Source organism: Telluria beijingensis, from assembly GCF_030770395.1.
GTDB classification, from domain to species: domain Bacteria; phylum Pseudomonadota; class Gammaproteobacteria; order Burkholderiales; family Burkholderiaceae_D; genus Telluria; species Telluria beijingensis.
This window is the reverse complement of record NZ_CP132480.1, coordinates 2194231-2220936: the sequence shown is the minus strand read 5'-3', so window position 1 is coordinate 2220936 and position 26706 is coordinate 2194231. Positions and strand designations below refer to the sequence as shown.

The following is a 26706-nucleotide window of genomic DNA, read 5'->3' as shown; positions in this document are numbered from 1 at the left end:
GGCAGAGCCGTCCACGCCACGGTTCGCGTCACGCCAGCGGCAACTCCACCGTGAACCGCGTCCCCATCCCGGCCCGGGTCTCGAAACCGATCGTCCCACCATGCTCCTCGACGATCGACTTGCTGATGCTCAGCCCCAGCCCGGTGCCGCCGCGCTGCCGCGTGTCGTGGGCCTCGGCCTGGGCGAAGCGCTCGAACACGCGACCCTGGAAGGCGGGCGGGATGCCCGGGCCCTCGTCGGTCACGCTCAGGCGCGCCCAGCCCGGGCGCTGCGCCACGCCGATCGTCACCGCCTTGCCGGAGGGCGTGAACTTGATCGCGTTCGACAGCAGGTTGCTGAACACCTGCACCATGCGGTCGTGGTCGATCGTCGCCTGGACCCGCTCGGCGCCGGGCGGCAGGTCGAAGCGCAGCGCGACCCCGGCCTGGCGCGCCTGGCCGTCCATCGTCTCGGCCGCGTGGCGCAGCATCGGCGCCAGCAGTTGCGCGCTGCGCTGGTAGGCCATTTGCCCGGCCTCGATCTTCTGGATGTCGAGCAGGTCGTTCACCATCCGCATCAGGCGCTCGCAGCCCTGGCTGGCGATGCGGATCAGCTGCGCCACGTCGGCCGGCAGCTCGCCGGCCAGGCCCGAATCGAGCAGCGACAGCGAGGCGTGGATCGAGGTCAGCGGCGTGCGCAGCTCGTGCGAGACGGTGGACACGAACTCGCTCTTCATGCGCTCGACCTTCTTGCGCTCGGAGATATCGTTCAGGAACATGCTGAAGAAGGCTTCCTCGCCCTCTCCCGCCAGCGCCACCGTGGTCTCGACCGTGAACTCGGCGCCCTGGCGGTTGATCACGATGCGTTCCAGGCGCCGGCCGTAGTCGAAGGCGCCGGTCTGGCGGTAGCCGCGCAGCGCCTTCGCGATGCTGTCGCGATAACGCTCGGGCAGGATCATCTCGGCCAGCGGCCAGCCCACCGCCTCGTGCCGGCTCCAGCCGAACATGCGCTCGGCGGCCTGGTTCCAGTCGATGATCATGCCGCGCAGGTCGACCGCGATGAAGGCGTCCTGCGCCGCGCCGACGATGGTGGCGATGCGCTGTTCGCTGGCGCGCACCGAGGCCAGCGCGCGCTCCAGTTCCAGCGTGCGCTGCTCGACCCGCTGCTCGAGCGTGTCGTTCAGTCCCTGCAGCTCGGCGCGGCGCGCGACCAGCGCCGTCACCAGCGCATTGAGCGCGCCCGACAGCTGGCGCACCTCGGTGTAGCCGCGTTCGGACGGCAGCAGCTGTTCGCTGTCGCCGCGGCGCAGGTGGTCGGCCGACGCGGCCAGCGCCTTGAGCGGGCGCGTGATGCGGCGTGCCAGCAGCAGGCCCGCCAGCGAGAACAGCAGCGCCAGCGCGGCGCCGCTCCACAAGGCGCGCGCGCGCAGCTCGCGCACCGGGCGGTAGGCATCCTCGATGTCCTGGCGCACCAGCACGTGCCAGCCCAGGCCCGGATAGTCGCCGACCGCGCGGGTAGCGGCATAGCCGACCAGGTAATCGCGCCCATCGGGCCAGCGCTCGACCGTATAGCCGGTGCGTCCCGCGCGCGCCTGGCCCAGGCTGGCCAGGTCGATCCGGGCGTCCTGCAAGCCCTCGGGCCCGAGCAGCACCACGCCCTCGGCGCTGAGGATCAGCGCCTGTACCCGGTTGCGCGTCTGCACCGGCGCGATGATCGAGCGCTCGACGTCGCGCGCCCATTCCCATGACAGGTGCGTTCCCAGCACGCCGGCCGGACGGCCGTCCGCATCCAGCCAGGGAAAGGCGACGTCCACGAAGCGGCGCGGCTCGCCCTCCTGCACCGGCAGCAGCTTGGCCAGCAGCACCGCCTCGTGGACGTCGCCGACATAGGTGCCCTTCAGGGCGTTGATGAACCACGGCCGCTTGGCCACGTTCTTCCCTTCCAGCAGGCCGCGCGCCTCGACCAGCACCGTGCCGTCCAGGCCGGTCATGCCGATCCATTCGTAATAACCGTAGGTCGACTGCATGTCGCCCAGGATGCGGCGCCGCTCGGCATGCGAGGCGCCGGGCGCGGTCAGGTCGCCCCGGCGCGCCATCAGTCGCACCTCGCGGTAGCGCTCGTACATGCCGCGATCGAGCTTGTCGGCGGTTTGCATCGCCATCTCGCCCAGCCCGTTGCCGATGCTGCTCTTGACCTGGTCGGTGGCGAAGCGCTCGACCACCTCGACCAGCAGCAGGGTCAGGACCACGGTCAGCGACGAGAATGCGAGGGCCAGCCAGGCGCCGAGGCCACGCGGTGCGAAGCGAACCAGAAACCGGGAAAACTTTGGCATGGAGCACCTGGAATTATTTTTTATACAGCGTATCACGCACCGCCTGCTCTCCCGCAAGAGGAGACTTGGTCAATCGCGCGACGCGACCGCATTCCATTCGCCGCGCATAAACGGTGTCGCTTCTGCCTTACGCCAGAGGATCCGGCGCCGGGGCGGCGAAAAGCGGCCGATTCCACACGGCCACGTTCGATTTCCGGTAAACTTGACGGCTATAAGTACATCGATATCGATTGGAAACACCGTCATGCAAGCCACCGCCGCCGCCCTCACTCCGCCCTCCCTGCTGGACTATGCCACCTCGTGCGCGCTGCCGACGCCGTGGGCCCAGTTCACGCTGCACGCCTGGGTCGAGCCGGCGACCGGCAAGGAACACCTGGCGATGGCCCTGGGCGACCTGTCGACCGGCGAGCCGGTGCTGGCGCGCGTGCACTCGGAGTGCCTGACCGGCGACGTGATGTTCTCCCAGCGCTGCGACTGCGGCGCGCAACTGGAAGGCGCACTGCAGCGCATCGCCGAGGAAGGCCGCGGCATCCTGCTCTACCTGCGCCAGGAAGGTCGCGGCATCGGCCTGGTCAACAAGATCCGCGCCTACCGCCTGCAGGAAGCCGGCGCCGACACGGTCGAGGCCAACCTGCAGCTTGGCTTCCATGCCGACGCCCGCAACTACGAGCTGTGCCGTCCGATGCTGGAGCAGTTCGGCATCACCTCGGTGCGCCTGATGACCAACAACCCGCGCAAGATCGACGCCCTGAACCGCATCGGCGTCGCGGTCGCCGAGCGCGTGCCGCTGCTGGTCAACCGCAATGCCTACAACAACAGCTACCTGGACACCAAGCAGGCCAAGCTGGGCCACATGATGGCGCCGCTGACCGCGGTCGAGCAGGGTGAACGGGCGGTGGTCGTGCCGGCCGCCACGCCGGCCGCGGCTGCGGAACCGGGCTCCGGTCCGGTCGCGTAATCGCCCCGAACGTGCGCTAGCGCGCACACCTCTCGTTGATACGGTGGCAAGATAGCGTTTCATACTGCCACTAATACATTGCATGAAACGAGCTGTCCTGGCCTTCCTGCTGACCTGCATCGCCTTTGGCGCCGCCCTCGAGGCGACGTCGCCGCCGGCGGCCGCCCAGCCCCAGGCACGGAATATGACGCAACCCGCGCCGAACGCCACCCAGGGCACGGCCGGCGTCGGCGCCGCGGCTGCCGTGGGCGCCCCGCAAATGCCGGTCGACACCGCGCCGGCCGCCACGCCCAATGCGCCGCTGCCGGGCGAATCCGAGACCCAGGACGCGCTGCCCGAACCATCTTCGGGGGCGCAGGACCTGTACGAATCGGCGCGCGGCGACCTGCTCCAGATCCGCATGCTGCTCAAGAACGGCCGCACCCAGTCGACGGTCGGTTCGGGCTTTTTGGTCGGCACCAGCAACCTGGCGCTGACCAACTACCACGTGGTGTCGCAGATGGCGCTCGATCCGGCCATCTATACCGCCGAATACATCGACACCGACGGCAATACCGGCCCGGTGGAGCTGATGGCGGTCGACGTGCTGCACGACCTGGCGGTGGTGCGCATCAACCGCAACGGCAGCGGCTTCTTCAAGGTGCCCGAGCAGGCGGTGCGCCTGCGCCAGGGGCAACGCCTGTACTCGCTCGGCAATCCGCTCGACCTGGGCTTCGCGATCTCCGAAGGCGCCTACAACGGCGTGCTCACGCGCAGCTTCTACGACCGCCTGATCTTCAGCGGCCCGATCAACTCCGGCATGAGCGGCGGCCCGAGCGTGACCGCCAGCGGCACCGTGGCCGGCATCAACGTCTCGCGCCGGCGCGACGGCGAATCGGTCAGCTTCCTGGTGCCGGTCAAGTATGCCCAGGAGCTGCTGCGCAAGGTGGCCGAGCAGCCGGCGCCGCCGGGCGACTTCAATCCGCTGATCGGCAAGCAGCTGCTGGCGCACCAGGCCGGCATGGTCGACAAGCTGCTCGAGGAACCCCTCACGCTCAAGGGCATGGGCCAGTACCTGGTGCCGGTGCGCGAGTCGGGCGAAGTGCGCTGCTGGGGGCGCTCGAACGCGCGAGGAGCGGTCTACAGCGTCGACGCGATGAGTTGCGTGATGCAGTCGGCGGTGTTCGTGTCGGACGTGCAGCAGACCGGCAACGTGGCCATGACCCACCAATACATCCGCAGCGGCACCATGGACCCGATGCGCTTCGCGACCCTGGCCAGCGACAACTTCCAGGTCAACAACCTGGGCAGCACGGGCGACCCGCGCCTGACCAAGCCGTTCTGCACCGAGCGCTTCGTGCACACCCGCAGCCTGCCGATGCGCGCCGTCACCTGCGTGCGCGCCTACCGCAAGTTCGAGGGCCTGTACAACTTTACCCTGCTCACCGCCAGCACGGACGCCTCGCAATCGAGCCTGCAGAGCCGCCTGGACGTGTCCGGCGTGTCCTACGAAAACGGGCTGCGCGTCACGCGCGCCTATCTGGGCGCCTTCGGGCGCAGCGGACGCCGATGAGCGACCAGGCACAAGCGCCGGCGAGCGCCCTGTGGCGCGGCCCGTGGACCATCGAGACCCTGGCCCGCAACGGCGAGGTGCTGCACCGCCACCGCGTGGCGGCGCTGCCGATCCGCATGGGACGGGCCTACGACAACGACTTCATCGTCGACGACGACTATGCCGCCGCCCACCACGCGGTGGTCGAGGCAGGCGAGGACGGCAAGCTGCGGCTGCGCGACCTGGGCAGCCGCAACGGCATCGTGCACCGCGGCCGGCGCATCAAGGATGCGCTGGCGATCGACGGCGACACCGTGGTGCGCATGGGCCATACCTCGCTGCGCATCCGCGGCGCCTCGCACCAGGTCGCGCCCGAACTGGTCGACCGCACCATGCACGGCTGGGAAGGTATGCTGCCGGGCGGCGCCGGGATCGTGCTGGCGGTGCTGGCGGCGCTGCTGGTGGCCTGGCTGACCGACGCCAGCAACGACCTGGAACGCTATGCGCAGTTCCCCGCTGCCGCAGCCGGCATCGGCCTGGTGTGGAGCGGCCTGTGGGCCTTCGGCAACCGCCTGTTCGGGCGCCGCGCGCGCCTCGGGCGCCACCTGTTCATCTATGGCTGCGCACTGGCGGCGCTGGTGGGCGTGCGCCTGCTGGCCAGCGTGCTCGCCTATGCCTGGTCGCTCGAATGGCTGACCGCCTACGCCTCGCACGCGGCGGTGGCGACGGTGGCGGTGGCGGTCTACTTCCACCTGGCCACCGTCACGCCGCAGTACCGGCGGCGCCTGCGCCTGGCCTGCGGCGCGCTGGCCGTCCTGGCCTCGGTGCTGATCCTGGGCGGGAACATGCAGCGCCACGGCCGCACCGCCGATGAGCTGTACATGCCGGTGCTGCTGCCGCCCGAGCTGCGCGCCAGCCCGGACGTGCCGGTGGCCGACTACATGAAGCAGGTAGAGGCGATGAAACGCGAGATCGACGAGGAGCGCGGCGGCACGCCGTAACGTCCGCTCACGACGATCCCAGCCCGCCAAGCAGGCGACTCACCGCATCGGCCCCGATCGGCTTGGTGAAATGGTGGTCGAACCCGGCCTCGCGCGCGCGCTGCTGGTCTTCCTCGGAACCCCAGCCGGTGACGGCGACCAGGGTCGTATGCGCCAGTTGCGGCATGGCGCGCAGGCGGGTCGCGAGTTCGTAGCCGGTCATGCCCGGCATGCCGATATCCAGGAAGGCGATGTCCGGCGTGAAGTCGCGCACCAGCGCCAGCGCGTCGCGGCCATTGGTCGCGGTGCGGATCTCGTGCGCATTCATCTGCAGCAGCAGCGACAGGCTCTCGGCGGCATCGGTATTGTCGTCCACCACCAGGATGCGGAAGCTGCGGCGCGGGAAGGCGCGCTGTTCCGGCGCCGGTGCCGGCCGACGATCCTGTCCGTCTGCGGGATGCGCGCCGAGCGGCAGGCGCACGATGAAGGTGCTGCCCTGGCCGGCGCCGGCGCTGTGCACCGAGATCGCTCCGCCGTGCAGGGTCACCAGCTGGCGCACCAGCGACAGGCCGATGCCCAGCCCGCCCTGGGCCAGGCCGCCATGGTCGCCGACCTGGCTGAACATCTCGAAAATCGCCGCCTGGTGTTCGGGCAGGATGCCGACGCCGCTGTCGCTGACGGCGACCACCGCCTCGCCATTCTCCTTGCGCACTTCCAGGCCGATGTCGCCGCCGGGCGGCGTGTACTTGGCGGCGTTGGTCAAGAGGTTGCTCACCACTTGCGCGATGCGGGTCGGGTCGATGTCGAGCAACAGCGGTTCGTGCCACAACCGGACGTCGAGCCGGTGGCGCGCGCCTTCGATCACCGCCGCGCTGGTTTCCAGCGCGCTCGCCGCTACCCGGTTGAGGTCGGCCAGCTGCCTGCGGATCTCGATCTTGCCGCTGCTGATGCGGGCGACGTCGAGCAGGTCGTCGACCAGGTGCGACAGCTGGTAGGTCTGGCGTTCGAGCATTTCGCGCACGCGCGCCATGGTGTCCGGACTGTCGGCGCGCAGGCGCATGATCTCGAGGCCGGTGCGGATGGTCGCCATCGGGTTGCGCAGCTCGTGCGCCAGCACCGCCAGGAATTCGCTCTTGCGCCGGCTCGCCTCGGATGCTTCCTGCGCCATGCGCTGCATGTCCTGCTCGATGCGCTTGCGTTCGCTGGTGTCGCGGAATACCAGCGCCACGTGGCCGGCCTCGGGCGCGCCGATGCGCGAGGCGTTTACCTCGAACCAGCGTTCCAGCATGGGCGAGTATTCCTCGAACAGGATCGATTCGCCGGTGCGCGCCACGGCGCCGTAGCGCTCGAGCCAGACCGATTCGAGGCCGGGCGCCAGCTCGTGCACCGAACGCCCCTTGGCATCGGGAATGCCGCTCTGGACCGCGAACATGGGATTGACCTCGATGAACACCAGGTCGACCGGCGCGCCGCCGGCGTCGAAGGTCACCTCGAGGATGCAGAACGCTTCGTCGACTTCCTCGAACAGCTTGCGGTATTTTTCCTCGGACTCGCGCAGGGCGGCTTCGGTGCGCTTGACACGGTCGATGTCGGTCACCACCGACACCTGGCCGTCGATCCCGCCGTCGGCATCGACGATCGGCACCGAGCTGATATGGGCCCAGGTCTCGCGGCCGTCATCCTCGCGGAAGAGGGCTTCCACGCCTGGCGCCACCCGTTCGCCGCGCAGGGCGCGCGCGCCGGGAAATTCGGCGCGCGCCACTGGCTTGCCCGCGGCATCGAAGACCGTCCAGCGCGTCACGTTCCGGTCGTCGCGCGACGGCAGCACGCGCGTCGGCATATAGCGTTCCATCGCGTCGTTCGCCAGCACCACCGCGCCGCCGGCGTCGGTCACGCCGACCCCGACCGGCAGGCTGTCGAACAGGGCCGACAGGCGCGCATCGCTGGCCTGCCGGGCCTGGTCGGCGCGGCGCGCCTCGAGCACGCGGCCGGTGGTCTCGAAGGCGGTGTGGACGAAGCCGCCCACCCCGCCGTTTAGGGCGCGCAAGGGCACATACGCGGCGTCGAACCAGCGCTGGCACTCGTCGTCGCCGGGCGGCAGCACGACGCACAGGTCCTTGACCTGCCTGGGGGCGCCGGCCATGGCGGCAGCCGCCAGCGGCGCCACGCTGGGCCACAGGGTCGGCATCACCTCGGCCAGCGGCTTGCCCAGCGCGGCGGGATGGGCCGCGCCCAGCAGTTCGGCATACGCGTCGTTGTACAGCATCAGGTAATGCCCGGTCCAGCACACCAGCGTCGGATGGGGCGTATCGAGCATCAGGTCGAGCGCCACCCGCAGCTCGACCGGCCAGGCATCCGGCTTGCCCATGGGAGTGGCCGACCAATCGTGGCTCGCAAGCAGGGACCGCATGGCATGCTTGCCGGCTGGACGGGAAGTGGCTTGGCCTGTTTCGCTCATTCCCCATTGTCGCACGGTCGACCGTGAAGGCCCGTCCGCGTTACGTTTTGTCGCATACCGCAAACCGGACCGCATTTTGACAATTGCGGGCGCATGCACGATGATCTGGTTTCCTCCGCCCTGCCCGCCGTTCATGCCATCGAGCCGCAGCACCACCGTCGCCAGCGTCGCCTGGGTCCTGTTCTGGACCCTGATGGTGCTGGTCGCGCTCGAGGATTACCGGCGCGACGGCGGCAGCGCGCCCTGGAAGCCGATCCTGTGGGAGACCTCGTCGGCGGTGGTGGCGACCTGCCTGTTCCTGGTCCAGCGCCGCTTCAGCGCCCACCACGACGTGCTGGTGACCTCCCCCTGGCGCTGGTTCGGCCAGCAACTGCGCTGGCTGCCGATGTACTGGTTCGGGTTCACGCCGATCGTGTTCGCGATCCGCCATGCGATCTATGCGCTGGCCGGGGACCGCTACGACCACGAGCCATGGGCCGATGTATTCGTGTACGAGGCGCTCAAGATCACGCTGTTCTTCGGCCTGTTCACGACAATCGGCTTCGGCCTGCTGTCCTACCGCGAAATGATGAAGGAGCGGGTGCGCGCCGAACAGGCCGGCGCCCTGCTGCGCGAAGCCCAGCTCGAGCGCCTGACGCGCCAGATGCAGCCGCACTTCCTGTTCAACGCCCTGAACACGATTTCGTCGCTGATGCATACCGACGTGGCGCGCGCCGACGCCACCCTGGTGCGGCTGGCCGACGTGCTGCGCGCCACGCTGGCGCTGGGCGAGCGGCCGCAGGCCAGCCTGCGCGACGAGCTGCGCCTGGCCCAGGGCTATGCGGCGGTGATGGCCGAACGCTTCGACGGACGCGTGACGCTCGACTGGGACGTCGATCCCGCCGCGCTGGACGCCATGCTGCCCGCGATCAGCCTGCAGCCGCTGCTCGAGAACGTGTTCAAGCATACGGTCGGACGGCGGCGCGAGGCCACCGCCATACGGATCGAAGCCAGGATCGAGGCCCGGGTCGACCAGGGCAGCGACGGCGGCACGCTGGTGCTGCGGGTCGAGGACGATGGCGGGGTGCTGGACGCTGGCGGCACGCCCGGGATCACGGTGGCCAACCTGCGCACCCGGCTGGCGGCGATGCATGGCGGGCGCGCAGGCTTGACCCTGAGCGCGCTGGCGCCGGCCGGCGTGCGCGCCGAGATGAGGCTGCCGTGCTGAGGATCCGATGCACCTGCTGATCGTCGACGACGAACGTCCGGCGCGCGAGCGGCTGCGCCGCATGCTGGCGCTGGAACCGGACATCGCATCCGTGCGCGAGGCGCGCGACGGCGTCGAGGCCCTGCAGATGGTCGAAAGCGAGCGGCCCGACGCCCTGCTGCTCGACATCGAGATGCCGGAGCTGTCGGGCATTGACCTCGCGGCCTCGCTGCCGGCGCCGGCGCCGCTGGTGGTCTTCGTCACCGCCCACGAAGACTACGCGCTGCGCGCCTTCGACAGCGAAGCGGTCGACTACCTGCTCAAGCCCTTCGACCAGGCGCGCCTGCGGCGTGCACTGGAACGCTTGCGGCTACGCCTGGCCGCGCCAGGACAAGACGCCGCGTCGCTCGCGAGCCCGCCGCGCCAGTTGCTGGTAAGCGAGCGCGGGACGACGCGCGTGGTGCAGGTGGCCGACATCGAATGGCTGGAGACGGCCGACAATTACGTGGCGCTGCACCTGCCTGCCGGCGCGCCGCTGCTGCGCCAGACGCTGGGCGCCCTGCTCGAACAGCTTGGCCCCGCCTTCGTGCGCTGCCACCGGCGCGCGGCGGTGCGCCTGGCGGCCATCGAACGCATCGAACCCCTGGACAAGGGCGACTGCGAACTCGTGTTGCGCAGCAGCGCCCGCGTGCCGTGCAGCCGGCAATACCGCCCCGCCCTGCTGGCCCTGCTGGACCCGGCTCGCCCCACCTGAGGCCCGATTCGCCCCACGGCGCTCGCCTTGCCGCGCGCCGTGCGCGATGCTGTGACCTCCATCATCACAAGAGCGCGCCATGCAGCCCACCGCCATCACCAGCAACCACCGCCTGTATTTTCTCGACTGGGTCCGTATCCTGGCCTTCTTCGTGCTGATCGCCTATCACGTCGGCATGTACTACGTCAGCTGGGGCTGGCACGTGAAGAGTCCGCACGCGGGCGCCGGGCCGGAACCGTTCATGCTGCTGTCCTCGCCCTGGCGGCTGGGCCTGCTGTTCTTCGTGGCCGGCGTGGCCTCGCACTTCCTGCTGCGAAAGATGGCGCCGGGTACCTTCGTGCGCCGGCGCAGCCTGCGCCTGCTGTTGCCGCTGCTGTTCGGCATGCTGGCGATCGTGCCGCCCCAACCCTACCTGGAGGTGGTCGAAAAGCTCGGCTATGCCGATGGCTTCGTGGCCTTCATGCGCCTGTACCTCGCCGGCTACGGCGGTTTCTGCCAGGACGGCTGCCTGATCCTGCCGACCTGGAACCACCTGTGGTTCGTGGCCTACCTGTGGGTCTATACGCTGGCGCTGGCCGCCTGCGTGGCGCTGCTGGGAGAAGTCCGCATCGCGGCGCTGGCGCGGCGCATCGGCGCCTGCCTCCGCGGCTGGAAGCTGATCGCGCTGCCGGCGCTGTTCCTGGCGCTGGTGCGCATCCTGCTGGCCGACCATTTCCCATCGACGCATGCACTGGTCGACGACTGGTTCAACCACGCCACCTATCTACCGCTGTTCCTGCTCGGCGCCCTGGTGGCGCGCAGCCCCGCCGTATGGACAGGTATGGAGGCCCAGCGCTGGGTCGCCCTCGGCATCGCACTGGCCGCCTGGGCCACGATCGTCGCCTGGTATGCCGCCCCGCACCACGAACACAGCGCGCAGATGATGGCGTTCTGGCGGCCCGTGATGCGCTATGTGTACACACTGTGCGCCTGGGGCGCGATCGTCGCCGCCTGCGGCTTCGCGCGCCGCCACCTGGACCGCGACGGCCCGGCGCGGCGCTACCTCACCGATGCGGTGTTCCCGGTGTACATCGCCCACCAGACCTTGATCGTGGTGCTGGCGCACAGCTTCAAGCCGCTCGACCTGGCGCCCGGCGTCGAAGCACTGATGCTGATGGTCCTGACCGCGACCGGCAGCTTCGCGCTGTACGAAGCCGTGCGCCGCCTGTGCTGGGCACGGCCGCTGTTCGGCCTGGCGCCGCGGGCAAGCGCAGCGAGGCCGGCGTCGGCGTCACGCCCGGCGCCGCTGATGCGGTAAGCCCGCGCTCAATGTGTCGCGCCAGATGAACGCGCCTGCTGGCCGGCCTGGGCCGCTTGCTGGGCTACTTGCTGGCTAGCCTGCTGGCCGGCCTGCGGCATCGGCTGCGCCGCACCGTCGCCGCGCGCGTGGATCGCACCATCCGGACGCGCGAACGGGTCGGTCATGGTGCGCAGCGCCTCTTGCTGGGTACGGATGCCGCGCTCGGTTTCCTCGGCCGAGGTGCGCGCCAGGTCGTCGACCACCGCGCGCGCGGTGCGGGTGGTGTTCTGCACGTGCTGCTCGGTCACGCGCGCCAGCTCGACCTGGGCCTCGGAGGCCAGGCGCGCGATGTGCTGCTGGTAGGCGCGCAATTTCTCGGTGGCCGGCTGGGCCCGCGCCGAGGCGGCGCCCAGCAGTTCGGACTGGCGGTCGACGCTCAGCACGTGCTGGCTGGCCAGCGTGGTTTCCTCGAGCATGGTCTGGGCCAGCTGGATGTTCAGCTCGCACATCTGCTGGAAGGAACGGAACAGCGATTTGGACATCTCGTTGACGAAGGCGGTCTGCGCGTCCATATGGGTGCGCACGGTTGGCGTGATGGATTGCGGGAACGGATACATGCAAGCCTCTCTGTGGATGAGTGAATATGATTGTGGCGTGCCCCAGGCACGAACAACGAAGACTAAAGCGCCCACGCCAGTGCACAGTTGAGGTGCACCAAACGTGCACGCCCCCGTGGGCGCGAGCTGGCCCGATCCTTGCATGTCAGAAAGTGCCCTGGATTCCAGGGGCTTTGTGGGAGATGGCGATGATCGGACAAAATGATGTGATCGAATACCCGGGCATGCCCGGCCGCACGGTGCGCGTACTGTGGCTCGACAGGCCGCAGGGGCAGGCCTGGACCTATCAACTGGACAGCCACGCCGCGATGCCCGAACCGGTGCGCCTGGCGGTGCTGGAAGAAGCGCTGGCCTTCGGCCGCGCGCGGCGCCTGCTGGTCGACCCGTTCGCAGCAAGCCCGCCGCGCGAGCCGGTGCCGCAGGGCTACCTGAACCTGCAGGCCAAGGCCTGGTCGGCGGTGCGCACCCTGCACGCCGATCGCCAGGCGCTGGTCGATCCGCGCCGGCGCGCCGCCCTGATATCCGCCTACGCCGCCGCCCACGGCATGTCGAAGTCCAGCATCCTGCGCTACCTGCGCCGCTACTGGGAACGCGGCCAGACGCCCGACGCCCTGCTGCCGGACTACGGCAACTCGGGCGCGCCGGGGCGTACCCGCGCGGTGACGGCCGGCATCAAGCGAGGGCGGCCGCGCAAGGGGGCGGCTACCGGCACCAATGCCGACGAAGGGATGCGGGCGATCTTCCGGGTTGCCGCCGCGCGCTATGCGGCCAGCCACGATGCGTTCTCGCGGCGCGCTGCTTACCGCCAGATGCTCGAGGATTTCTTCCAGGACGTCGATGCGGGGGCGCAGCCGAGTTTTGGGCAGTTCAATTATTGGCTCGAGCGGGATGCTGCGGTGCCGGCGGCGGTCGCGCCGGTACGGTCGGTGCAGCCGCGTGTTCAGCCAACGGCAAGCTATTCCATGCATGCGGCCATGGCATGACCGATCCTGGCATATTGGTGCAGCTTCGGAGTTGAACATGATTACGTCCGCTAACGCGCCCGAGCGGACGTTTGACATCAAGTTGGCTTTACCGATTTATTTAGTCTCGATAGCTGTACTGAAAGGCTCTTTGCCGTTTCAAATCGGCGTTAATTGTACTGAAGTTCTCCATCCGAAGACGACGGCCGTGCCCCCTCTATTTCAGTGAACCACATTGAACCGAATTTTTCCCAAGCAAATCTATACGATCTCTGGAGGTCAATAGAAATGTTTTTCCCTCCAATTGGCACAGCTATTTTCCCGCCTGGGAAAGTGTATCCGTCCGAGATGTCATATGCCCAGCATTTTCCAGATCTTACCTTTGGATTTACAAATCTTTGAAGATCGTTCATAACTAGCGCGACCCCACGAGAAGCGTGACCGAGGCTGATGTAGTCTTCAAGTACAGCCAGGTCCTCATAAACATCCTTCATAAAAATGTCGTGTGCGCCACGAGTGCCTCCAGATGCAGCATACGTACGATAGCATTTCATCTCAATTGCAATACAAACCAGCCCTGCTGCGGATTCTCCACGAAGTAGTACGTCAACATTGTTAGTGCCGCGGCTCGTCTTCAGGCTAGTTTCGAGTTCCAAGTCTGCACTCTCTCCCTTATGCTGCAATGTTAGCGGAAGAAGTTGCTTAAGAATGTAGGCGTACTGCAGCTGCATAGAGGCCTCTTTATTTATCGGAAGCAGCCCACCACCGACCTTGCGACAAAATATCTGCCAGGCTAGTGATACCGCTTGACGCAAGCGGACCTCAAAGTTTTGATCAGTTACAAAGGCGTTCATGAATTCTTTATATTTTTTTGGGCCTAAGCCAACAATGACCAGACATATCTACGCTAATAATACCTGGACAATATCAATACATCGTCGCACCGCCTGTTATTAAACCGTAGTGCACCGTTGGTTACGTCCACTCCTACCGAAAGTGGACAATCGCAACATCCCGATAATCGGCCATTGCTTCCCTTGCAACCTAAAGGTCTTGTCTGGGACTCAAGGTTTCGGTCGAACTCAACGGCGCCCCACAATCCTTGCAAAAATGCGCCCGCGGATCATGGTCCCTGCTACCGCAAGCCCCGCACTGGCGCGGCACGCCCCGCGGCGCATGACGCGACATCTTCTGCGACGTCATCTCGGCTGACACGATACCGGTCGGCACCGCCAGGATGCCCCAGCCCAGCAGCACCATGAACGACGCGATCGCCTTGCCCACCGGCGTGTGCGGCACCATGTCGCCATAGCCCACCGTGGTGATGGTCACCGTCGCCCAGTACATCGACATCGGGATGCTGCTGAAGCCATTCTCCGGCCCCTCGATCACGTACATGATGGTCCCGAGAATCAGGATCAGCATCAGCACCACCGACAGGAACACCATGATCTTGCGCCGGCTCGCGACCAGCGCTTCGCCCAGGCGCGTGTATTCCTCGATGTACAGCGTCAGTTTGAAAATGCGGAACACGCGCAGCAGGCGCAGGATGCGCACGTCCAGGAAGACCTGGCTACCCGGCAGCAGCAGCGACAGGTAGGTGGGCAGCACCGACACCAGGTCGATGATCCCGTAGAAGCTGCGCGCATAGCGCACCGGCCGCTGCACGCACACCAGGCGGGCGATGTATTCGACCGTGAACAGGATCGTGAAGCCCCACTCCAGCACCGAGGTCAGGCCCGCATACTGGCTATAGATGGCGGGCACGCTGTCGAGCACCACGACCAGGATGCTGAGCAGGATCAGGAGCACGAGCACGATGTCGAAGCGGCGCCCGGCCGGCGTGTCGTTGCCGAAGATGACGTCGAACATGCTGGCGCGCCAGCCGGACGGCGGCCGGCCCAGGATGGTGGGCAGGTCGCGCGGGGGTGGCGGTACGATCTTGCTGTCGGTCGCGCGGATCATCGGGCCGCCGGGCCTTTCAGTTCCACGGTGTTGCCTTGCGGGTCTTGCAGGTAGATCGACGGCCCCTCGCCTTCTGCGCCGTAGCGCGAACCGCTCTCGCCGACCGCGACGCCGTGCGCCGCCAGGTGGGCCCGGATCGCCGCTTCATCATAGGGTTCGACGCGCAGGCACAGGTGGTCGAGGTTGTGGCCCTCGCGGCCGGGCGCTGCGCCGCCCATGGCGCCCAGCTTGCCGCCGACCGGCACCAGGTCGATCAGCGCGCTGCCGGCGCGCAGCTGGACCAGGCCAATCTCGTCCTGGCGGCGTTCGACGTGGCAGCCCAGCACCTCGCCATAGAAGGCGATCATGCGCTCGAGGTCGATCACCCGCAGCACGATGTGATCGAGGCCGAGCACCGCCATCGGCGGCGGCGCTGGCAAACCAGGATCAGTTGGCATGCTGGCGCACCCAGGCGTCGAAGGCGGCCATGAATTTCTGGAAAAACGCGCGCGACGATTCGTCGATCAGCTCATTGCCCTCGTACTTGGTGGCGACGCTGCCGACATAGGCTTCCGGCGCCGGCATGGTCGGCATGTTCAGGAATGGCAGCATCTGGCGTAGGTGGTGGTTGGCGCCGAAGCCGCCCAGCGCGCCCGGCGAGACGCTGACGATGGCGCAGGGCTTGTCGGCGAAGGCCGCCTTGCCGTAGGGGCGCGAGCCGACGTCGATCGCGTTCTTGAGCGCACCCGGCACCGAGCGGTTGTATTCCGGCGTGCAGAACAGGATGCCGTCGGCCTGGCGGATGGCGTCGCGGAAGGCCGTGAACGCGGCCGGCGGCGTGGCCGTCTCGTCGTCCTCGTTATATAGCGGCAGGTCACGCAACTCGACGATGGACAATTCGAGGCCGGTGGGCGCCAGCGCGGTCAGGCTGTGGGCGACGCGGCGGGTGTACGAATCCTTGCGCAGGCTGCCGACGAGGACGGCGATTTTTTTCGAGGCCATGGTGCTCCTTTGGGTTTGGATGAGGTCGATTTGCCAACCCCTGATGATAACCATTTCGGGCGGCGCACGGGTGTGCACGGGCCCAGTTGCGCGTAAATACCCTCGTAAACACAGTAACTGCGCGCAAAATACTGTGTTGGCAACATGGTTATATGCGGTTAGAATCGAGCCAACTTTGCCTGTCGAGGCCGCATCATTCCTTTATCAACCCACGCGCATCACCGCGCAGTAGAACCATGAATCTCGAAGAATACTTCCCCGTACTCATGTTCATCATCATCGGCATCCTGGTCGGCGTTGCGCCCCAGGTGCTGGGCCGCGTTCTTGGCCCGCACCGCCCCGATCCCGAAAAGCTGTCGCAGTACGAGTGCGGTTTCGAAGCCTTCGGCGATGCGCGCATGCAGTTCGACGTTCGCTTCTACCTGGTCGCGATCCTGTTCATCCTGTTCGACCTGGAAGTGGCCTTCCTGGTGCCATGGGCGGTCGTCGTGACCGATATCGGTTCGACCGGCTTCTGGGCCATGATGGTGTTCCTGGGCCTGCTGACCATCGGCCTGGCCTATGAATGGAAAAAAGGCGCGCTGGACTGGGATTAAGTAACCATGGACGCCATGCTGTTCGTGAACCTGGTAATCGGCATCGGCCTGCTCGATGCCGCCTGGCGCTCGCACAAGAACGCCAGGCCGCGCACCGCGGCGCTGCTGGCGACCATCGCCGGCACCGGGATTGCGCTGAGCCTGTTCGTGCTGGCCACTGGCGCGGCGGCCCCTCCCCCGCCTGCCGTCACTTAGCCAAACGGCCGCCATGCGCGGCCGTTTTCATGTTTGCCGCCATATTCACAGCCGCAGGCGGCGATACATCTCCAGGAACCGCTTTACCTCCGCCTTGCTCATCACGGTCACCGGATCGCCATGCCAGGCATACAGGAAAGGCTCGCCGCCCTGGCGATCCGTGATCCGCGCCGACAGCAGAAAGCGCGTCCCGACCGGATACTGTTCAAGGTCGAGCAAACGGCGCGAACACTGCACCCGCATATCGGTCGCAAACGCCTGCCCCGACACCGGACGGATGCGCGGCCTGCCGCTCCATGGATCAAATGCCGATTCCACCACCAGTTCACGATAGGCCCACGCGTCGCGCGCCACGATCACGCCCCCGCCAGCTTCGGCGCGCGCACCACGGCAGCTTCGCGGATCGGCAGGTTCACGAAGGCCGCGGCCAGCGCGAGCGCCATGTCGGCATACCACATCCAGCTGTAGTCGCCCGTCTGCACCACGGCCAGGCCACCCAGCCAGGCGCCGAAGAAGCCGCCGATCTGGTGCGATAGCAGGGTCATGCCGAACAGCGTCGCAAGATAGCGCACGCCGAACAGCTTGCCGACCAGGCCGGCCGTCGGGGGAACGGTCGCCAGCCAGGTGGCGCCAAGCGCGGCGGCGAACAGGTAGAAGGTCCATTCTGTCTTCGGCGCCAGCAGGTACACACCGACCAGCACGGCGCGGCTGGAATAGATCCAGAACAGCAGCGACTTCATGCGGTAGCGCGAGGCCAGCATCCCGGCGCCCAGGCTGCCGACGATGTTGAACAGGCCGATCAGGGCCAGGGCCGTGGCCGACACGCTGGTCGGCAGGCCGCACAGCGCGACTTCGCCGGGCAGGTGGGTGACCAGGAAGGCGATGTGGAAGCCACAGGTGAAGAAACCCAGGTGCAGGCAGATATAGCTGCGGTCGCGCATGGCCTGGCGCAGTTGCTGGCCAAGCGAGATCGCCGGCGCGGCCGGCTGGGCGGTGGCGGAAACCACTGCGGGCGTGGGAGCAGCGGCGGCCTTCCTGCCGCGCAGCGGCCAGGCGAGTGGAATGGTGAGCAAGGTGGCGGCCGCCATGGTCAGCATGGCCCAGATCCAGCCGGCGCCGGCGATGATGGCGCCCATCAGCGGGGCGAACACGAACTGGCCGAAGGAACCGCCGGCATTGATGAAGCCCGAGGCGAAGGCGCGCCGCTCAGGCGGCAGGCGCTGCGCCGTGGCGCCGATCAGGATCGAGAAACTGCCGGCGCCGGCCCCGGCCGCCGACAGGAGGCCCATGGTGAGCAGCAGCGCCCACTGCGAGTCGACGAAGGGCGTGGCCGCGGTGCCCGCCGCCAGCATCAGGCCGCCGAGGGCGATCACCCTGCCCGGCCCGTATTTGTCGGCGACGGCGCCAAATACCGGCTGGGCCGCGCCCCACATCAGCTGGGCCACCGCCATCACGAAGCTGATGGAGGCCACGCCGAGCCCGGTCGCAGTGTTCAGCGGCGACAGGAACAGGCCGGTGGTCAGCCGCGCGCCCATCGTGATCATCATGATGGCGCTGGCGACCAGGATCAGGGTCCAGGCCGCGCGCGGCGAGAGCGTTGGGTTGGCATTGGTCATCAGGCAATTATAGATTGCCTTGTTGACCTTTGCCGAACCCCGTCAATACTAGTCGGCCGACGCCCGGATCAGGAGCGCGGTCGAGTGCGCGGCCATGCCCTCTTCGCGGCCCAGATACCCCAGCTTCTCGTTGGTCTTGGCCTTGATATTCACCTGTTGCGGCGACACGCCCAAGTCTTCGGCGATGCGCGACACCATCAGCGGGATGTGCGGCGCCATCTTGGGCTGCTGGGCGATGATGGTGGCGTCGATATTGCCGATCGTGTAGCCCGAGTTCAGCACGCGGTGCGCCACTTCGCGCAGCAGCGTGCGCGAATCGGCGCCGGCGAACATCGGGTCGGTGTCCGGGAAGTGCTTGCCGATGTCGCCCAGCGCGGCCGCGCCCAGCAGCGAATCGATGATCGCGTGCAGCAGCACGTCGGCGTCCGAGTGACCCAGCAGGCCTAGGCGGTGCGGGATGGTGACGCCACCGACGATCAGCTTGCGGCCTTCGACCAGCGCATGGTTGTCGTAGCCGGTGCCGATGCGAAACGGTGGGTTGGGGTTGTAGGATGCGAGTGCCATGATGTGTGGTTCTTCGGTTGAATCAAATGGGTTCGTCGGCCGCCAGGTACATCTCGGCGATCCGGATGTCGGACGGCAGCGTGACTTTCAGGTTGCGCGGATGGCCTTCCACCAACTTGGGGGCCAGGCCCAGCGCCTCGACCGCGCTGGCGTCGTCGGTGATCGCAGCCGGGTCCGTGGCCGCGTCGAGCGCGCGGCACAGCAGCGCGTAGGAAAACATTTGCGGCGTCTGGGCCAGCCACAGGCCGTCGCGCGGCACGGTGACCACGCTGCCCCCGTCCCTGCGCTTGACGGTGTCGACCACCGGCAAGGCCAGCAGGCCGCCGGCGGCGTGGTCGCCGGTTTCCACGATCAGGCGCTCGATCAGCGCTGCATTCAGGCCCGGCCGGGCGGCGTCGTGCACCAGCACGCGGTCGTCCGGGCCAAGCACCTCGCCCAGCGCATGCAGGCCGTTGCGGATCGATTCCATGCGGGTGGCGCCCCCGCAGCGCAGCACGGTGACGCGGCTGCCTTCGCGACCGGCGTCGGACAGCACGGCATCGATGAAGGGGTCGTCCGCGCTGACCACGACATAGGTATGGGCAATGAGCGGGCTGGAGAGGAAAGCGTCGACCGTATGGCGCAGCATGCGCTTGGCGCCGATGTGCAGGTACTGCTTGGGACTGCCGGCCGCCATGCGGGCGCCGACCCCGGCGGCCGGGATCAGGGCCACATACCGTGTCGCGCCGCGCAGTGCAGCTGTGTTCGTTTGATTCGTCATGAACGACTTCGTGATGCCTGTCTAAGCAAAGACTGTACCTCACCTGCGCAAACCTTGCCCAGGCGGGCGTATTCCTGCGGCGTATCAATGGCAGCCTGCAAGACTTCGACCTTTTCCATCTCACGTTTAATGTAGGGCATCCAGCTGCGGTCGACTTCGCGCTGGAGCAGGCTTCTTGCTTGCCCGATCGGCGCATATAACGGCTTGCCGGCGAAGCGCGCCGCCAGCCGCGTGCGCACGATGGTTTCGGCCCGCGGCAAAAAATCCTGGTAGGTGCGCAGGTGGCGCAGTTCGTGGGCCAGCACTTCCTGGTAAGAGCACGATCCCGGAGGGAATTCGCGGCTGACATAGATCACGATCGGCGCGTAATACAGGTTGACGTCGATGCGCGGCGCCACGCATTCATAGCCGCTGGCCTGGTCGATCAGCATGCGCCCGCCGACCTTGATGCTCACCCGCGCCTCGGTATGCGTCAGGCCCAGCACCCAGGACCCGCGGCGCACATTGCCCTTCAGGCGCGTCAGGTCGTAGTAGGAGCGCGAGTTGTCGATGCGATAGCCTTCCTGGCGGCTGGACAGCACGGAGATCGTCTCGCCCAGCGTGTCTTCGCATTGCGCCTGGAATGGCGTACGCTGCTGGGCCGCAGCCGTGGCCGGCATCGCCAGTGCCACGAGCAGCGCCGCCGGCAGCGCGCGCGCCACGAACCGCAGCATGATCGTCAGGCCGGCGTCCAGTCGCCGGCCAGGATCTTCTCGAGCCAGAAGGCGCCGATGATGGTCTTGACGTCGGTGACCTCGCCCTTGCGCACCATCTCGAGCAGTTCGGGCACGGTGGCGCTGAAGGTTTCCAGGAACTCGCCGGCGTCGAGCTGCTGCTCGCCCGCCGTCAGGTCTTCGGCCAGGAAGATCTCGAGGTGCTCGTCCGAATAGGCGATGGCGTTGTGGATGGTGCAGACGAAACGCCAGCGTCCCGCCGTGTAGCCGGTCTCTTCCCGGAGCTCGCGCTTGGCGCATTGGAGGTGGTCTTCGCCCGGATCGATCTTCCCGGCCGGGAACTCGACGAACACCCGGCCCAGCGGATAGCGGAACTGGCGCTCGAGCAGCACGCGGCCGTCGGGCAGCAGCGGCAGGATCACGACGGCGCCGGGATGGCGGAAGAATTCGCGCTGGCTTTCCGAACCGTCGGGCAGGCGGATGCGGTCTTTCTCGACCGTCAAGAAATGGCCGTCATAGACCACGCCGCCATCGATGCGAGTTTCTTTCAGTTCCGACACTATGTGCTCCGTATGATATGCAGGTAGTAACAATCATAAGCCAAACGCAACGGCGGCGGAGCCAGCACGCATGCATTTTCGTTGGCCCAAAATGCGTCGTTCCCGCGAAGGCGGGAACCTAAGTTGCTCGCGTATCGACAACGCTGAAAACTCAGGTTCCCGCCTGCGCGGGAACGACGTGCTTGCTATAACTGACCGGCTTAGCGCCGCTTGCGCATATACCGCATCACGAATCCCGGAAACGCCAGCACCAGGAACATGCAGCCGGTGACCGCATAAAACTCCCAGGTCTGCACGAACACCGACCCGATGCGCGACTCCAGCAGCTTTGCCACCAGCCCGACGAGGAAGTACAGCACCACCAGTTCGAGCAGGCGTAGCGCGAACGCCTTGTTGCGAGGCTCCCCCACCGCCGCCTTGCCGGCCGGGACCGGCACGAGCCCGAACAGGCGCTCGTTCACGAACGGCAGATTGGCCCCCGCCAGCGCGAGGGCAATCACCAGCATGACGGCCAGCGAGCTATCCATGGCTTAATTCGCCAGGGTCGCCTGCATGGCGCTGTAGCAGATGGCCAGCAGGCCGCCCGGGATCACGCCCAGCACGATCACGGCCACGCCATTGAGCGACATGATGACGCGCATATCGAACGGGGTCGAGATCGCGTTGGTGTCGACGGCCTCGTCGAACCAGATGGTCTTGACGATGCGCAGGTAGTAGAACGCGCCGATCAGCGAGAACATCACGGCCACGACGGCCAGCCACACCATGCCGGCATCGGCGACGGCCTGGATCACGGCGTACTTGGCGATGAAGCCCACCGCAGGCGGCACGCCGGCCAGCGAGAACATCAGGATCGTGGCGACGATCGCGAACCATGGGCTGCGCTTGCCGAGACCCTTGAAGTCGCTGATCAGTTCGGCTTCGTGACCCGCACGGGCCAGCATCATGATCAGGCCGAAGGTGCCGACCGTGGTGATCACATAGATGATGGTGTAGTACATCGCGGCGCTGTAGGCAGCGGCGGCGTTGGTGGTATCGCCATCGACGTTGCCAACCACCAGGGCCAGCACCACGAAGCCCATCTGGGCGATGGTCGAGTACGCCAGCATGCGCTTGATATTGGTCTGCGCGATCGCGGTGATGTTACCGAAGGCCAGCGACAGCACGGCGACCACCAGCAGCATCTGCTGCCAGTCGAAGGCCATCGACGGCAGCGCTTCCACCAGCAGGCGGATCACGATGGCGAAGGTGGCGATCTTCGGTGCACCGCCCAGCAGCAGGGTCACGGCGGTCGGCGAACCTTGCACGACGTCCGGTACCCACATGTGGAACGGCACCACGCCCAGCTTGAAGGCCAGGCCGGCCACCACGAACACGAGGCCGAACACCAGGATGGTGCGGTTGGCGCCTTCAGCCGCGGTTACCTGGCCGATGGTGGTGATGTCGAGCGAGCCGGTCGCGCCGTAGATCATCGAGATGCCGTACAGCAGGAAGCCCGATGCCAGGGCGCCCAGGATGAAGTACTTCATCGCGGCTTCGGTCGAGACGGCGTGGTCGCGGCGCAGTGCAACCAGCGCATACAGCGACAGCGACATCAGTTCCAGGCCCAGGTAGATCGACAGCATGCTGTTACCAGAGATCATGATCATCTGGCCCAGCATCGAGAACAGCGCGAGCGTGTAGAACTCGCCGCCCAGGTTACCCGACATCATGCCCCGGTCGCCGGCGTACTGGCGCGAGTAGACGATGGTCATGGCCATGGCCAGGTAGGTGAACATCTTGAGCAGGTTCGACATCGGGTCCGACACGTACATGCCACTGAAGGTATATACGGTCGCGCCCGATTGGAAGTCCATGAAGGAGAAGATCGCGCAACCACCGATCGCGAGCAGCGACAGGCCGTAAGTGAGATTGCGCTTGCCTTCCTTCAGGAACAGGTCGATCAGCAGGATCGCGGAGGTCGCGATCAGCAGGAAGATTTCGGCATACACCGGCGCCAGATTGGTGTCGGCGGCCGATAACAGGGTCGAGTTCATTTCATTCATGGCGTTTTATTGAGGCACTTTGCTGACTGCGACGTGTTGCAAGAGGTCGGTGACCGACACTTGCAGCGTCTCGGCGATCGGCGCCGGGTACAGGCCCATCGCCAGGGTAGCGATTGCCAGCACCGACAGGATGGCGAACTCGCGACCGTTCAGGTCGGTCAGCTCGGCGACTTTCTTGTTGGCGACCGGGCCGAACACGACGCGCTTGACCATCCACAGCGAATAGGCCGCGCCCAGGATCAGGGCGGTGCCCGATGCGACGCCGGTCCAGAAGTTGAACTCGACGGCGCCCAGGATGACCATGAATTCGCCGATGAAGCCCGACGTCGCCGGCAGGCCGGCATTGGCCATCGAGAACAGCACGGCGAAAGCGGCGAATTTCGGCATGGTGTTTACGACACCACCGTAGTCGGCGATTTCACGCGAGTGCACGCGGTCGTACAGCACGCCGATGCACAGGAACATCGCGCCCGACACGAAGCCGTGCGAGATCGCCTGCATCAGGCCGCCCTGCACGCCCAGGTCGTTGAACATGAAGAAGCCCAGGGTAACAAAACCCATGTGCGCGATCGACGAATAGGCGACCAGTTTCTTCATGTCCTTCTGGACCAGGGCCACCAGGCCGATGTAGATCACGGCCACCAGCGACAGGCCGATGACGACCGGCGCCAGGTACTGGCTCGCGTCCGGGGTGATCGGCAGCGAGAAACGCAGGAAACCGTAGGCGCCCAGTTTCAGCATGATCGCGGCCAGCACGACGGAGCCGCCGGTCGGCGCTTCGACGTGGGCGTCCGGCAGCCAGGTGTGCACCGGCCACATCGGCACTTTCACGGCGAAGGCCATGAAGAAGGCGATGAAGATCAGGATCTGCTCTTTCATCGTCAGCGGCAGGTCATGCCAGGCCAGGATGTCGAAGGTATTCGACTGGGTGTACAGGTAGACGATCGCGACCAGGGTCAGCAGCGAACCGAAGAAGGTGTACAGGAAGAACTTGAATGCCGCATACACCCGGTTCGGGCCGCCGAACACGCCGATGATGATGTACATCGGGATCAGGGTGGCTTCGAAGAAGAAGTAGAACAGCAGGCCGTCCAGCGCGCAGAACACGCCGATCATCAGGCCCGACAGGATCAGGAACGAGCCCATGTACTGGGCCACGCGCTCTTCGATCACCTGCCACGCCGCCAGCACCACGATGATGGTGATGAAGGCGGTCAGCGGCACGAACCACAGCGACAGGCCGTCCACGCCGAGGCGGTAGAAGACGTTGAAGCGGTCGATCCAGGCAGCCTGCTCATAGAACTGCATGCCGACGGTGGTGTTGTCGAAGTTGGCGATCAGCGGGATCGTCGGCAGCAGGCTGACGACGGCGCCGGCCAGCGACATCATGCGCACCATCCCGGCGTTCTTGTCGCGGCCGATGGCCAGGACCAGCACGCCGAACAGGATCGGGAGCCAGATTGCCAGGCTCAGGTACGGTGGAAACGTAGAAATTGTTGACTGCATCATTTTTCTTTATCTCTGCCTGTGATTAACCGCGCCAGAACGGGAAGAAGTACAGCATCGCTGCCAGTACGCCGACGATCATCACGAACGCATAGTGATAGATGTAACCGGTCTGCGCCTGCTTGGTGATGGTCGAGAACCAGGCCACCACTTTGGCGCTGCCGTTGACGACCAGGCCGTCGATCAGGCCGCGGTCGCCGACATTCCACAGGCCCTTGCCCACGCCCAGTGCGCCGCCAGCGAAGAACTTCTGGTTGAACGCATCCATGTAGTACTTGTTGTCCAGCAGGGTATGCAGCGGCTTGAGCTTGGCGTAGAACCAGGCCGGCACGCGCGGGTTGACCATATAGCAGTAGTAGGCGGCAACGACGCCAGCCAGTGCCAGCCAGAACGGTGCGGTCTGCAGGCCGTGCAGGGCCATCGCGCCGGCGCCGTGGAACATCTCGTTCAGTTCGGCCATCGCAGGGTGAGCCGGATTGACGGTGATCACGCCATCGAAGAAATTACCGTGCAACATAGGACCGATTGCCAGGTAGCCGACGATGACCGACGGGATTGCCAGCAGGATCAGCGGCAGGGTCACGACCCATGGCGACTCGTGCGGCTTCTGGCCTGGGGCCAGACCGTGGTGGCCGTGGTCGTCATGTTCCTCTTCATGGTGCGCGTCCGAGTCGTGCTTGGCGTGCGGATCCGCGTGGTCGTGCGCGGCAGCCTTGTCATGCGCGTGATCGTCATGATGATCATGTGCATGTGCCTTGCCAAAACGCTCTTCGCCATGGAAGACCAGGAAATACATGCGGAACGAGTAGAACGCCGTGACGAACACGCCGGCCAGCACCGCGAAGTTGGCGAAGCCCGAACCCGGCAGCGTGCTTGCGTGCACCGCCTCGATGATCGAATCCTTCGAGTAGAAGCCCGAGAACAGCGGCGTACCGATCAGGGCCAGCGAACCGATCAGCGAAGTGATCCAGGTGATTGGCATGTATTTCCTCAGGCCGCCCATGTTGCGCATGTCCTGGTCATGGTGCATGCCGATGATGACCGAACCGGCGCCAAGGAACAGCAGCGCCTTGAAGAAGGCGTGGGTCATCAGGTGGAATGCGGCGACGGAATAGGCCGACACGCCCAGCGCGACGGTCATGTAGCCCAGCTGCGACAGCGTCGAGTACGCAACCACGCGCTTGATGTCATTCTGGATGATGCCCAGGAAGCCCATGAACAGCGCGGTGATCGAACCGATGACGATGATGAAGCTCAGCGCGCCGTCCGACAGTTCGAACAGCGGCGACATGCGCGACACCATGAAGATGCCGGCGGTAACCATGGTCGCGGCGTGGATCAGTGCCGAGATCGGGGTCGGGCCTTCCATCGAGTCAGGCAGCCAGACGTGCAGCGGGAACTGCGCCGACTTGCCCATCGCGCCGATGAACAGGCAGATGCAGGCGGCGGTCAGCAGTGGCCAGTCGGTGCCCGGCACCGTCATCAGGGCCAGCTGGTCGGCCTTGGCGAACACTTCGACGTAGTTCATCGAACCGGCCGAGGCCAGGATCAGGCCGATGCCGAGGATGAAGCCGAAGTCGCCCACGCGGTTGACCAGGAACGCCTTCATGTTCGCGAAGATCGCGGTCGGACGGGTGTACCAGAAGCCGATCAGGAGATAGGACACAAGACCAACTGCCTCCCAGCCGAAGAACAGCTGCAGGAAGTTGTTGGACATGACCAGCATCAGCATCGCGAAGGTGAACAGCGAGATGTACGAGAAGAAGCGGTTGTAGCCGTCGTCTTCCGCCATGTAGCCGATCGTGTAGATGTGGACCATCAGCGACACCGAGGTCACGACGCACATCATCATCGCGGTCAGGGTGTCGATCTGGAAGCCGACCGCCAGTTTCAGCGTGCCGACCGTCATCCAGGTGTAGATGTCTTCATTCAGCTTGAAGCCGTCGAGCGTGGCCATCAGGGTTTGCACCGAGATGACCAGCGCGATCAGCACGCCCAGGATGGTCGCGGTATGCGACACCTTGCGGCCGACCACATTGCCCAGGAACTTGGTGCCGAGCAGGCCGGCGATCGCCGAGCCTGCCAGCGGCGCCAGAGGCACCGCCAGTAAGAGTGAGGTTGAAATTTGCCCCGCCATTGTTGAACCTTTTCGTTTTTGTTTATCTAGCC

The 26706-nt window shown here is 66.1% G+C and carries 26 protein-coding genes; 9 read left to right on the top strand and 17 right to left on the bottom strand.

Translation table 11 applies throughout. The features are described 5' to 3' along the window. Positions 1 to 28: 28 nt before the first annotated feature. On the bottom strand, positions 29 to 2311 hold the full coding sequence (locus Q9246_RS09890; RefSeq protein WP_306397368.1) for a sensor histidine kinase: 2283 nt from the start codon (positions 2309 to 2311) through the stop codon (positions 29 to 31). Between the two features lie 244 nt (positions 2312 to 2555). Between Q9246_RS09890 and ribA the strand changes: the two genes are divergently transcribed. The 3 genes from ribA (at position 2556) to Q9246_RS09875 (ending at position 5801) form a co-directional block, all read left to right on the top strand. After that, positions 2556 to 3269 carry a GTP cyclohydrolase II gene (ribA, locus tag Q9246_RS09885; RefSeq protein ID WP_306397367.1) on the top strand — a complete coding sequence of 238 codons (714 nt, stop codon included), beginning with the start codon at positions 2556 to 2558 and terminating at the stop codon, positions 3267 to 3269. A gap of 82 nt (positions 3270 to 3351) precedes the next feature. Continuing rightward, positions 3352 to 4821: a S1 family peptidase gene (locus Q9246_RS09880; RefSeq protein WP_306397366.1), complete on the top strand. Its 1470-nt coding sequence runs from the start codon at positions 3352 to 3354 to the stop codon at positions 4819 to 4821. Further along, on the top strand, positions 4818 to 5801 hold the full coding sequence (locus tag Q9246_RS09875) for an FHA domain-containing protein (RefSeq protein ID WP_306397364.1): 984 nt from the start codon (positions 4818 to 4820) through the stop codon (positions 5799 to 5801). Before Q9246_RS09880 ends, Q9246_RS09875 begins: the two co-directional genes overlap by 4 nt. Before the next feature lie 7 nt (positions 5802 to 5808). Here the strand turns inward: Q9246_RS09875 and Q9246_RS09870 are convergent, their stop codons facing one another. Continuing rightward, positions 5809 to 8190, bottom strand: coding sequence for a hybrid sensor histidine kinase/response regulator (locus Q9246_RS09870; protein WP_306397362.1), 2382 nt, complete (start codon positions 8188 to 8190; stop codon positions 5809 to 5811). A 148-nt stretch (positions 8191 to 8338) separates the two neighbouring features. On the opposite strand from Q9246_RS09870, the gene Q9246_RS09865 reads away from it, so the two are divergent. The 3 genes from Q9246_RS09865 to Q9246_RS09855 all read left to right on the top strand — a co-directional run bounded on the left by Q9246_RS09865 (position 8339) and on the right by Q9246_RS09855 (position 11475). Beyond that, positions 8339 to 9445 carry a sensor histidine kinase gene (locus Q9246_RS09865; RefSeq protein ID WP_306397360.1) on the top strand — a complete coding sequence of 369 codons (1107 nt, stop codon included), beginning with the start codon at positions 8339 to 8341 and terminating at the stop codon, positions 9443 to 9445. Between the two features lie 7 nt (positions 9446 to 9452). Next, positions 9453 to 10178, top strand: a complete 726-nt coding sequence (locus tag Q9246_RS09860) for a LytR/AlgR family response regulator transcription factor (RefSeq protein WP_306397358.1) — start codon at positions 9453 to 9455, stop codon at positions 10176 to 10178. A 79-nt stretch (positions 10179 to 10257) separates the two neighbouring features. After that, on the top strand, positions 10258 to 11475 hold the full coding sequence (locus Q9246_RS09855) for an acyltransferase family protein (RefSeq protein WP_306397356.1): 1218 nt from the start codon (positions 10258 to 10260) through the stop codon (positions 11473 to 11475). 8 nt (positions 11476 to 11483) lie between these two features. Here Q9246_RS09855 and Q9246_RS09850 read toward each other — a convergent pair whose 3' ends face one another. Then, entirely contained in the window at positions 11484 to 12074 is a 591-nt protein-coding gene (locus Q9246_RS09850) for a phasin family protein (protein ID WP_306397354.1), read from the bottom strand. Between the two features lie 188 nt (positions 12075 to 12262). Here Q9246_RS09850 and Q9246_RS09845 point away from each other — a divergent pair, with 188 nt between their 5' ends. Beyond that, positions 12263 to 13057 (top strand): hypothetical protein, encoded by a 795-nt coding sequence (locus tag Q9246_RS09845; RefSeq protein ID WP_306397352.1) that lies wholly within the window; start codon positions 12263 to 12265, stop codon positions 13055 to 13057. A gap of 149 nt (positions 13058 to 13206) precedes the next feature. Here the strand turns inward: Q9246_RS09845 and Q9246_RS09840 are convergent, their stop codons facing one another. The 4 genes from Q9246_RS09840 to Q9246_RS09825 form a co-directional block, all read right to left on the bottom strand. Next, positions 13207 to 13890 carry a hypothetical protein gene (locus tag Q9246_RS09840; RefSeq protein ID WP_306397351.1) on the bottom strand — a complete coding sequence of 228 codons (684 nt, stop codon included), beginning with the start codon at positions 13888 to 13890 and terminating at the stop codon, positions 13207 to 13209. A 190-nt stretch (positions 13891 to 14080) separates the two neighbouring features. After that, the gene (locus tag Q9246_RS09835) at positions 14081 to 15001 is read right to left on the bottom strand and encodes an ion transporter (protein ID WP_306397350.1); all 921 of its coding nucleotides are present in this window, start codon (positions 14999 to 15001) and stop codon (positions 14081 to 14083) included. Then, a complete protein-coding gene (locus tag Q9246_RS09830; RefSeq protein ID WP_306397348.1) occupies positions 14998 to 15438 on the bottom strand; it encodes a VOC family protein in 441 nt (146 codons plus the stop codon). The genes Q9246_RS09835 and Q9246_RS09830 overlap by 4 nt, the downstream gene beginning before the upstream one ends. After that, on the bottom strand, positions 15428 to 15982 hold the full coding sequence (locus Q9246_RS09825; protein ID WP_306397346.1) for an NADPH-dependent FMN reductase: 555 nt from the start codon (positions 15980 to 15982) through the stop codon (positions 15428 to 15430). The genes Q9246_RS09830 and Q9246_RS09825 overlap by 11 nt, the downstream gene beginning before the upstream one ends. A 236-nt stretch (positions 15983 to 16218) precedes the next feature. Here Q9246_RS09825 and Q9246_RS09820 point away from each other — a divergent pair, with 236 nt between their 5' ends. Next, positions 16219 to 16578 (top strand): NADH-quinone oxidoreductase subunit A, encoded by a 360-nt coding sequence (locus Q9246_RS09820; RefSeq protein ID WP_109347086.1) that lies wholly within the window; start codon positions 16219 to 16221, stop codon positions 16576 to 16578. Between the two features lie 6 nt (positions 16579 to 16584). Next, entirely contained in the window at positions 16585 to 16773 is a 189-nt protein-coding gene (locus Q9246_RS09815) for a hypothetical protein (protein WP_306397345.1), read from the top strand. 45 nt (positions 16774 to 16818) lie between these two features. Here Q9246_RS09815 and Q9246_RS09810 read toward each other — a convergent pair whose 3' ends face one another. The 10 genes from Q9246_RS09810 to nuoL all read right to left on the bottom strand — a co-directional run bounded on the left by Q9246_RS09810 (position 16819) and on the right by nuoL (position 26674). Beyond that, the gene (locus Q9246_RS09810; protein ID WP_306397344.1) at positions 16819 to 17133 is read right to left on the bottom strand and encodes a hypothetical protein; all 315 of its coding nucleotides are present in this window, start codon (positions 17131 to 17133) and stop codon (positions 16819 to 16821) included. Further along, positions 17130 to 18389 carry an MFS transporter gene (locus Q9246_RS09805; RefSeq protein ID WP_306397343.1) on the bottom strand — a complete coding sequence of 420 codons (1260 nt, stop codon included), beginning with the start codon at positions 18387 to 18389 and terminating at the stop codon, positions 17130 to 17132. Before Q9246_RS09805 ends, Q9246_RS09810 begins: the two co-directional genes overlap by 4 nt. A 48-nt stretch (positions 18390 to 18437) precedes the next feature. Further along, positions 18438 to 18953 (bottom strand): 2-C-methyl-D-erythritol 2,4-cyclodiphosphate synthase, encoded by a 516-nt coding sequence (gene ispF, locus Q9246_RS09800; protein ID WP_306397341.1) that lies wholly within the window; start codon positions 18951 to 18953, stop codon positions 18438 to 18440. A gap of 22 nt (positions 18954 to 18975) precedes the next feature. After that, a complete protein-coding gene (gene ispD, locus Q9246_RS09795; RefSeq protein WP_306397339.1) occupies positions 18976 to 19713 on the bottom strand; it encodes a 2-C-methyl-D-erythritol 4-phosphate cytidylyltransferase in 738 nt (245 codons plus the stop codon). Next, positions 19710 to 20426 carry a hypothetical protein gene (locus Q9246_RS09790; protein ID WP_306397338.1) on the bottom strand — a complete coding sequence of 239 codons (717 nt, stop codon included), beginning with the start codon at positions 20424 to 20426 and terminating at the stop codon, positions 19710 to 19712. The genes ispD and Q9246_RS09790 overlap by 4 nt, the downstream gene beginning before the upstream one ends. 5 nt (positions 20427 to 20431) lie before the next feature. Next, on the bottom strand, positions 20432 to 20989 hold the full coding sequence (locus Q9246_RS09785) for an NUDIX domain-containing protein (RefSeq protein ID WP_306398136.1): 558 nt from the start codon (positions 20987 to 20989) through the stop codon (positions 20432 to 20434). 197 nt (positions 20990 to 21186) lie between these two features. Next, positions 21187 to 21513, bottom strand: a complete 327-nt coding sequence (locus Q9246_RS09780; protein WP_306397337.1) for a DUF2818 family protein — start codon at positions 21511 to 21513, stop codon at positions 21187 to 21189. A 3-nt stretch (positions 21514 to 21516) separates the two neighbouring features. After that, complete coding sequence (gene nuoN / locus Q9246_RS09775) at positions 21517 to 23031, bottom strand: NADH-quinone oxidoreductase subunit NuoN (RefSeq protein WP_306397336.1); 1515 nt, start codon at positions 23029 to 23031, stop codon at positions 21517 to 21519. Positions 23032 to 23037: 6 nt separating this feature from the next. Continuing rightward, positions 23038 to 24540 (bottom strand): NADH-quinone oxidoreductase subunit M, encoded by a 1503-nt coding sequence (locus Q9246_RS09770; RefSeq protein ID WP_306397334.1) that lies wholly within the window; start codon positions 24538 to 24540, stop codon positions 23038 to 23040. A 22-nt stretch (positions 24541 to 24562) separates the two neighbouring features. After that, complete coding sequence (nuoL, locus tag Q9246_RS09765; RefSeq protein ID WP_306397332.1) at positions 24563 to 26674, bottom strand: NADH-quinone oxidoreductase subunit L; 2112 nt, start codon at positions 26672 to 26674, stop codon at positions 24563 to 24565. Positions 26675 to 26706 lie beyond the last annotated feature (32 nt).

Excerpts from the sequence above, each read along its gene's own strand:
- Q9246_RS09890 (WP_306397368.1), bottom strand. The coding sequence starts at position 2,311 with ATGCCAAAGTTTTCCCGGTTTCTGGTTCGCTTCGCACCGCGTGGCCTC.
- ribA (WP_306397367.1), top strand. The coding sequence starts at position 2,556 with ATGCAAGCCACCGCCGCCGCCCTCACTCCGCCCTCCCTGCTGGACTAT.
- Q9246_RS09880 (WP_306397366.1), top strand. The coding sequence starts at position 3,352 with ATGAAACGAGCTGTCCTGGCCTTCCTGCTGACCTGCATCGCCTTTGGC.
- Q9246_RS09875 (WP_306397364.1), top strand. The coding sequence starts at position 4,818 with ATGAGCGACCAGGCACAAGCGCCGGCGAGCGCCCTGTGGCGCGGCCCG.
- Q9246_RS09870 (WP_306397362.1), bottom strand. The coding sequence starts at position 8,190 with ATGCGGTCCCTGCTTGCGAGCCACGATTGGTCGGCCACTCCCATGGGC.
- Q9246_RS09865 (WP_306397360.1), top strand. The coding sequence starts at position 8,339 with ATGATCTGGTTTCCTCCGCCCTGCCCGCCGTTCATGCCATCGAGCCGC.
- Q9246_RS09860 (WP_306397358.1), top strand. The coding sequence starts at position 9,453 with ATGCACCTGCTGATCGTCGACGACGAACGTCCGGCGCGCGAGCGGCTG.
- Q9246_RS09855 (WP_306397356.1), top strand. The coding sequence starts at position 10,258 with ATGCAGCCCACCGCCATCACCAGCAACCACCGCCTGTATTTTCTCGAC.
- Q9246_RS09850 (WP_306397354.1), bottom strand. The coding sequence starts at position 12,074 with ATGTATCCGTTCCCGCAATCCATCACGCCAACCGTGCGCACCCATATG.
- Q9246_RS09845 (WP_306397352.1), top strand. The coding sequence starts at position 12,263 with ATGATCGGACAAAATGATGTGATCGAATACCCGGGCATGCCCGGCCGC.
- Q9246_RS09840 (WP_306397351.1), bottom strand. The coding sequence starts at position 13,890 with ATGAACGCCTTTGTAACTGATCAAAACTTTGAGGTCCGCTTGCGTCAA.
- Q9246_RS09835 (WP_306397350.1), bottom strand. The coding sequence starts at position 15,001 with ATGATCCGCGCGACCGACAGCAAGATCGTACCGCCACCCCCGCGCGAC.
- Q9246_RS09830 (WP_306397348.1), bottom strand. The coding sequence starts at position 15,438 with ATGCCAACTGATCCTGGTTTGCCAGCGCCGCCGCCGATGGCGGTGCTC.
- Q9246_RS09825 (WP_306397346.1), bottom strand. The coding sequence starts at position 15,982 with ATGGCCTCGAAAAAAATCGCCGTCCTCGTCGGCAGCCTGCGCAAGGAT.
- Q9246_RS09820 (WP_109347086.1), top strand. The coding sequence starts at position 16,219 with ATGAATCTCGAAGAATACTTCCCCGTACTCATGTTCATCATCATCGGC.
- Q9246_RS09815 (WP_306397345.1), top strand. The coding sequence starts at position 16,585 with ATGGACGCCATGCTGTTCGTGAACCTGGTAATCGGCATCGGCCTGCTC.
- Q9246_RS09805 (WP_306397343.1), bottom strand. The coding sequence starts at position 18,389 with ATGACCAATGCCAACCCAACGCTCTCGCCGCGCGCGGCCTGGACCCTG.
- ispF (WP_306397341.1), bottom strand. The coding sequence starts at position 18,953 with ATGGCACTCGCATCCTACAACCCCAACCCACCGTTTCGCATCGGCACC.
- ispD (WP_306397339.1), bottom strand. The coding sequence starts at position 19,713 with ATGACGAATCAAACGAACACAGCTGCACTGCGCGGCGCGACACGGTAT.
- Q9246_RS09790 (WP_306397338.1), bottom strand. The coding sequence starts at position 20,426 with ATGCTGCGGTTCGTGGCGCGCGCGCTGCCGGCGGCGCTGCTCGTGGCA.
- Q9246_RS09780 (WP_306397337.1), bottom strand. The coding sequence starts at position 21,513 with ATGGATAGCTCGCTGGCCGTCATGCTGGTGATTGCCCTCGCGCTGGCG.
- nuoN (WP_306397336.1), bottom strand. The coding sequence starts at position 23,031 with ATGAATGAAATGAACTCGACCCTGTTATCGGCCGCCGACACCAATCTG.
- Q9246_RS09770 (WP_306397334.1), bottom strand. The coding sequence starts at position 24,540 with ATGATGCAGTCAACAATTTCTACGTTTCCACCGTACCTGAGCCTGGCA.
- nuoL (WP_306397332.1), bottom strand. The coding sequence starts at position 26,674 with ATGGCGGGGCAAATTTCAACCTCACTCTTACTGGCGGTGCCTCTGGCG.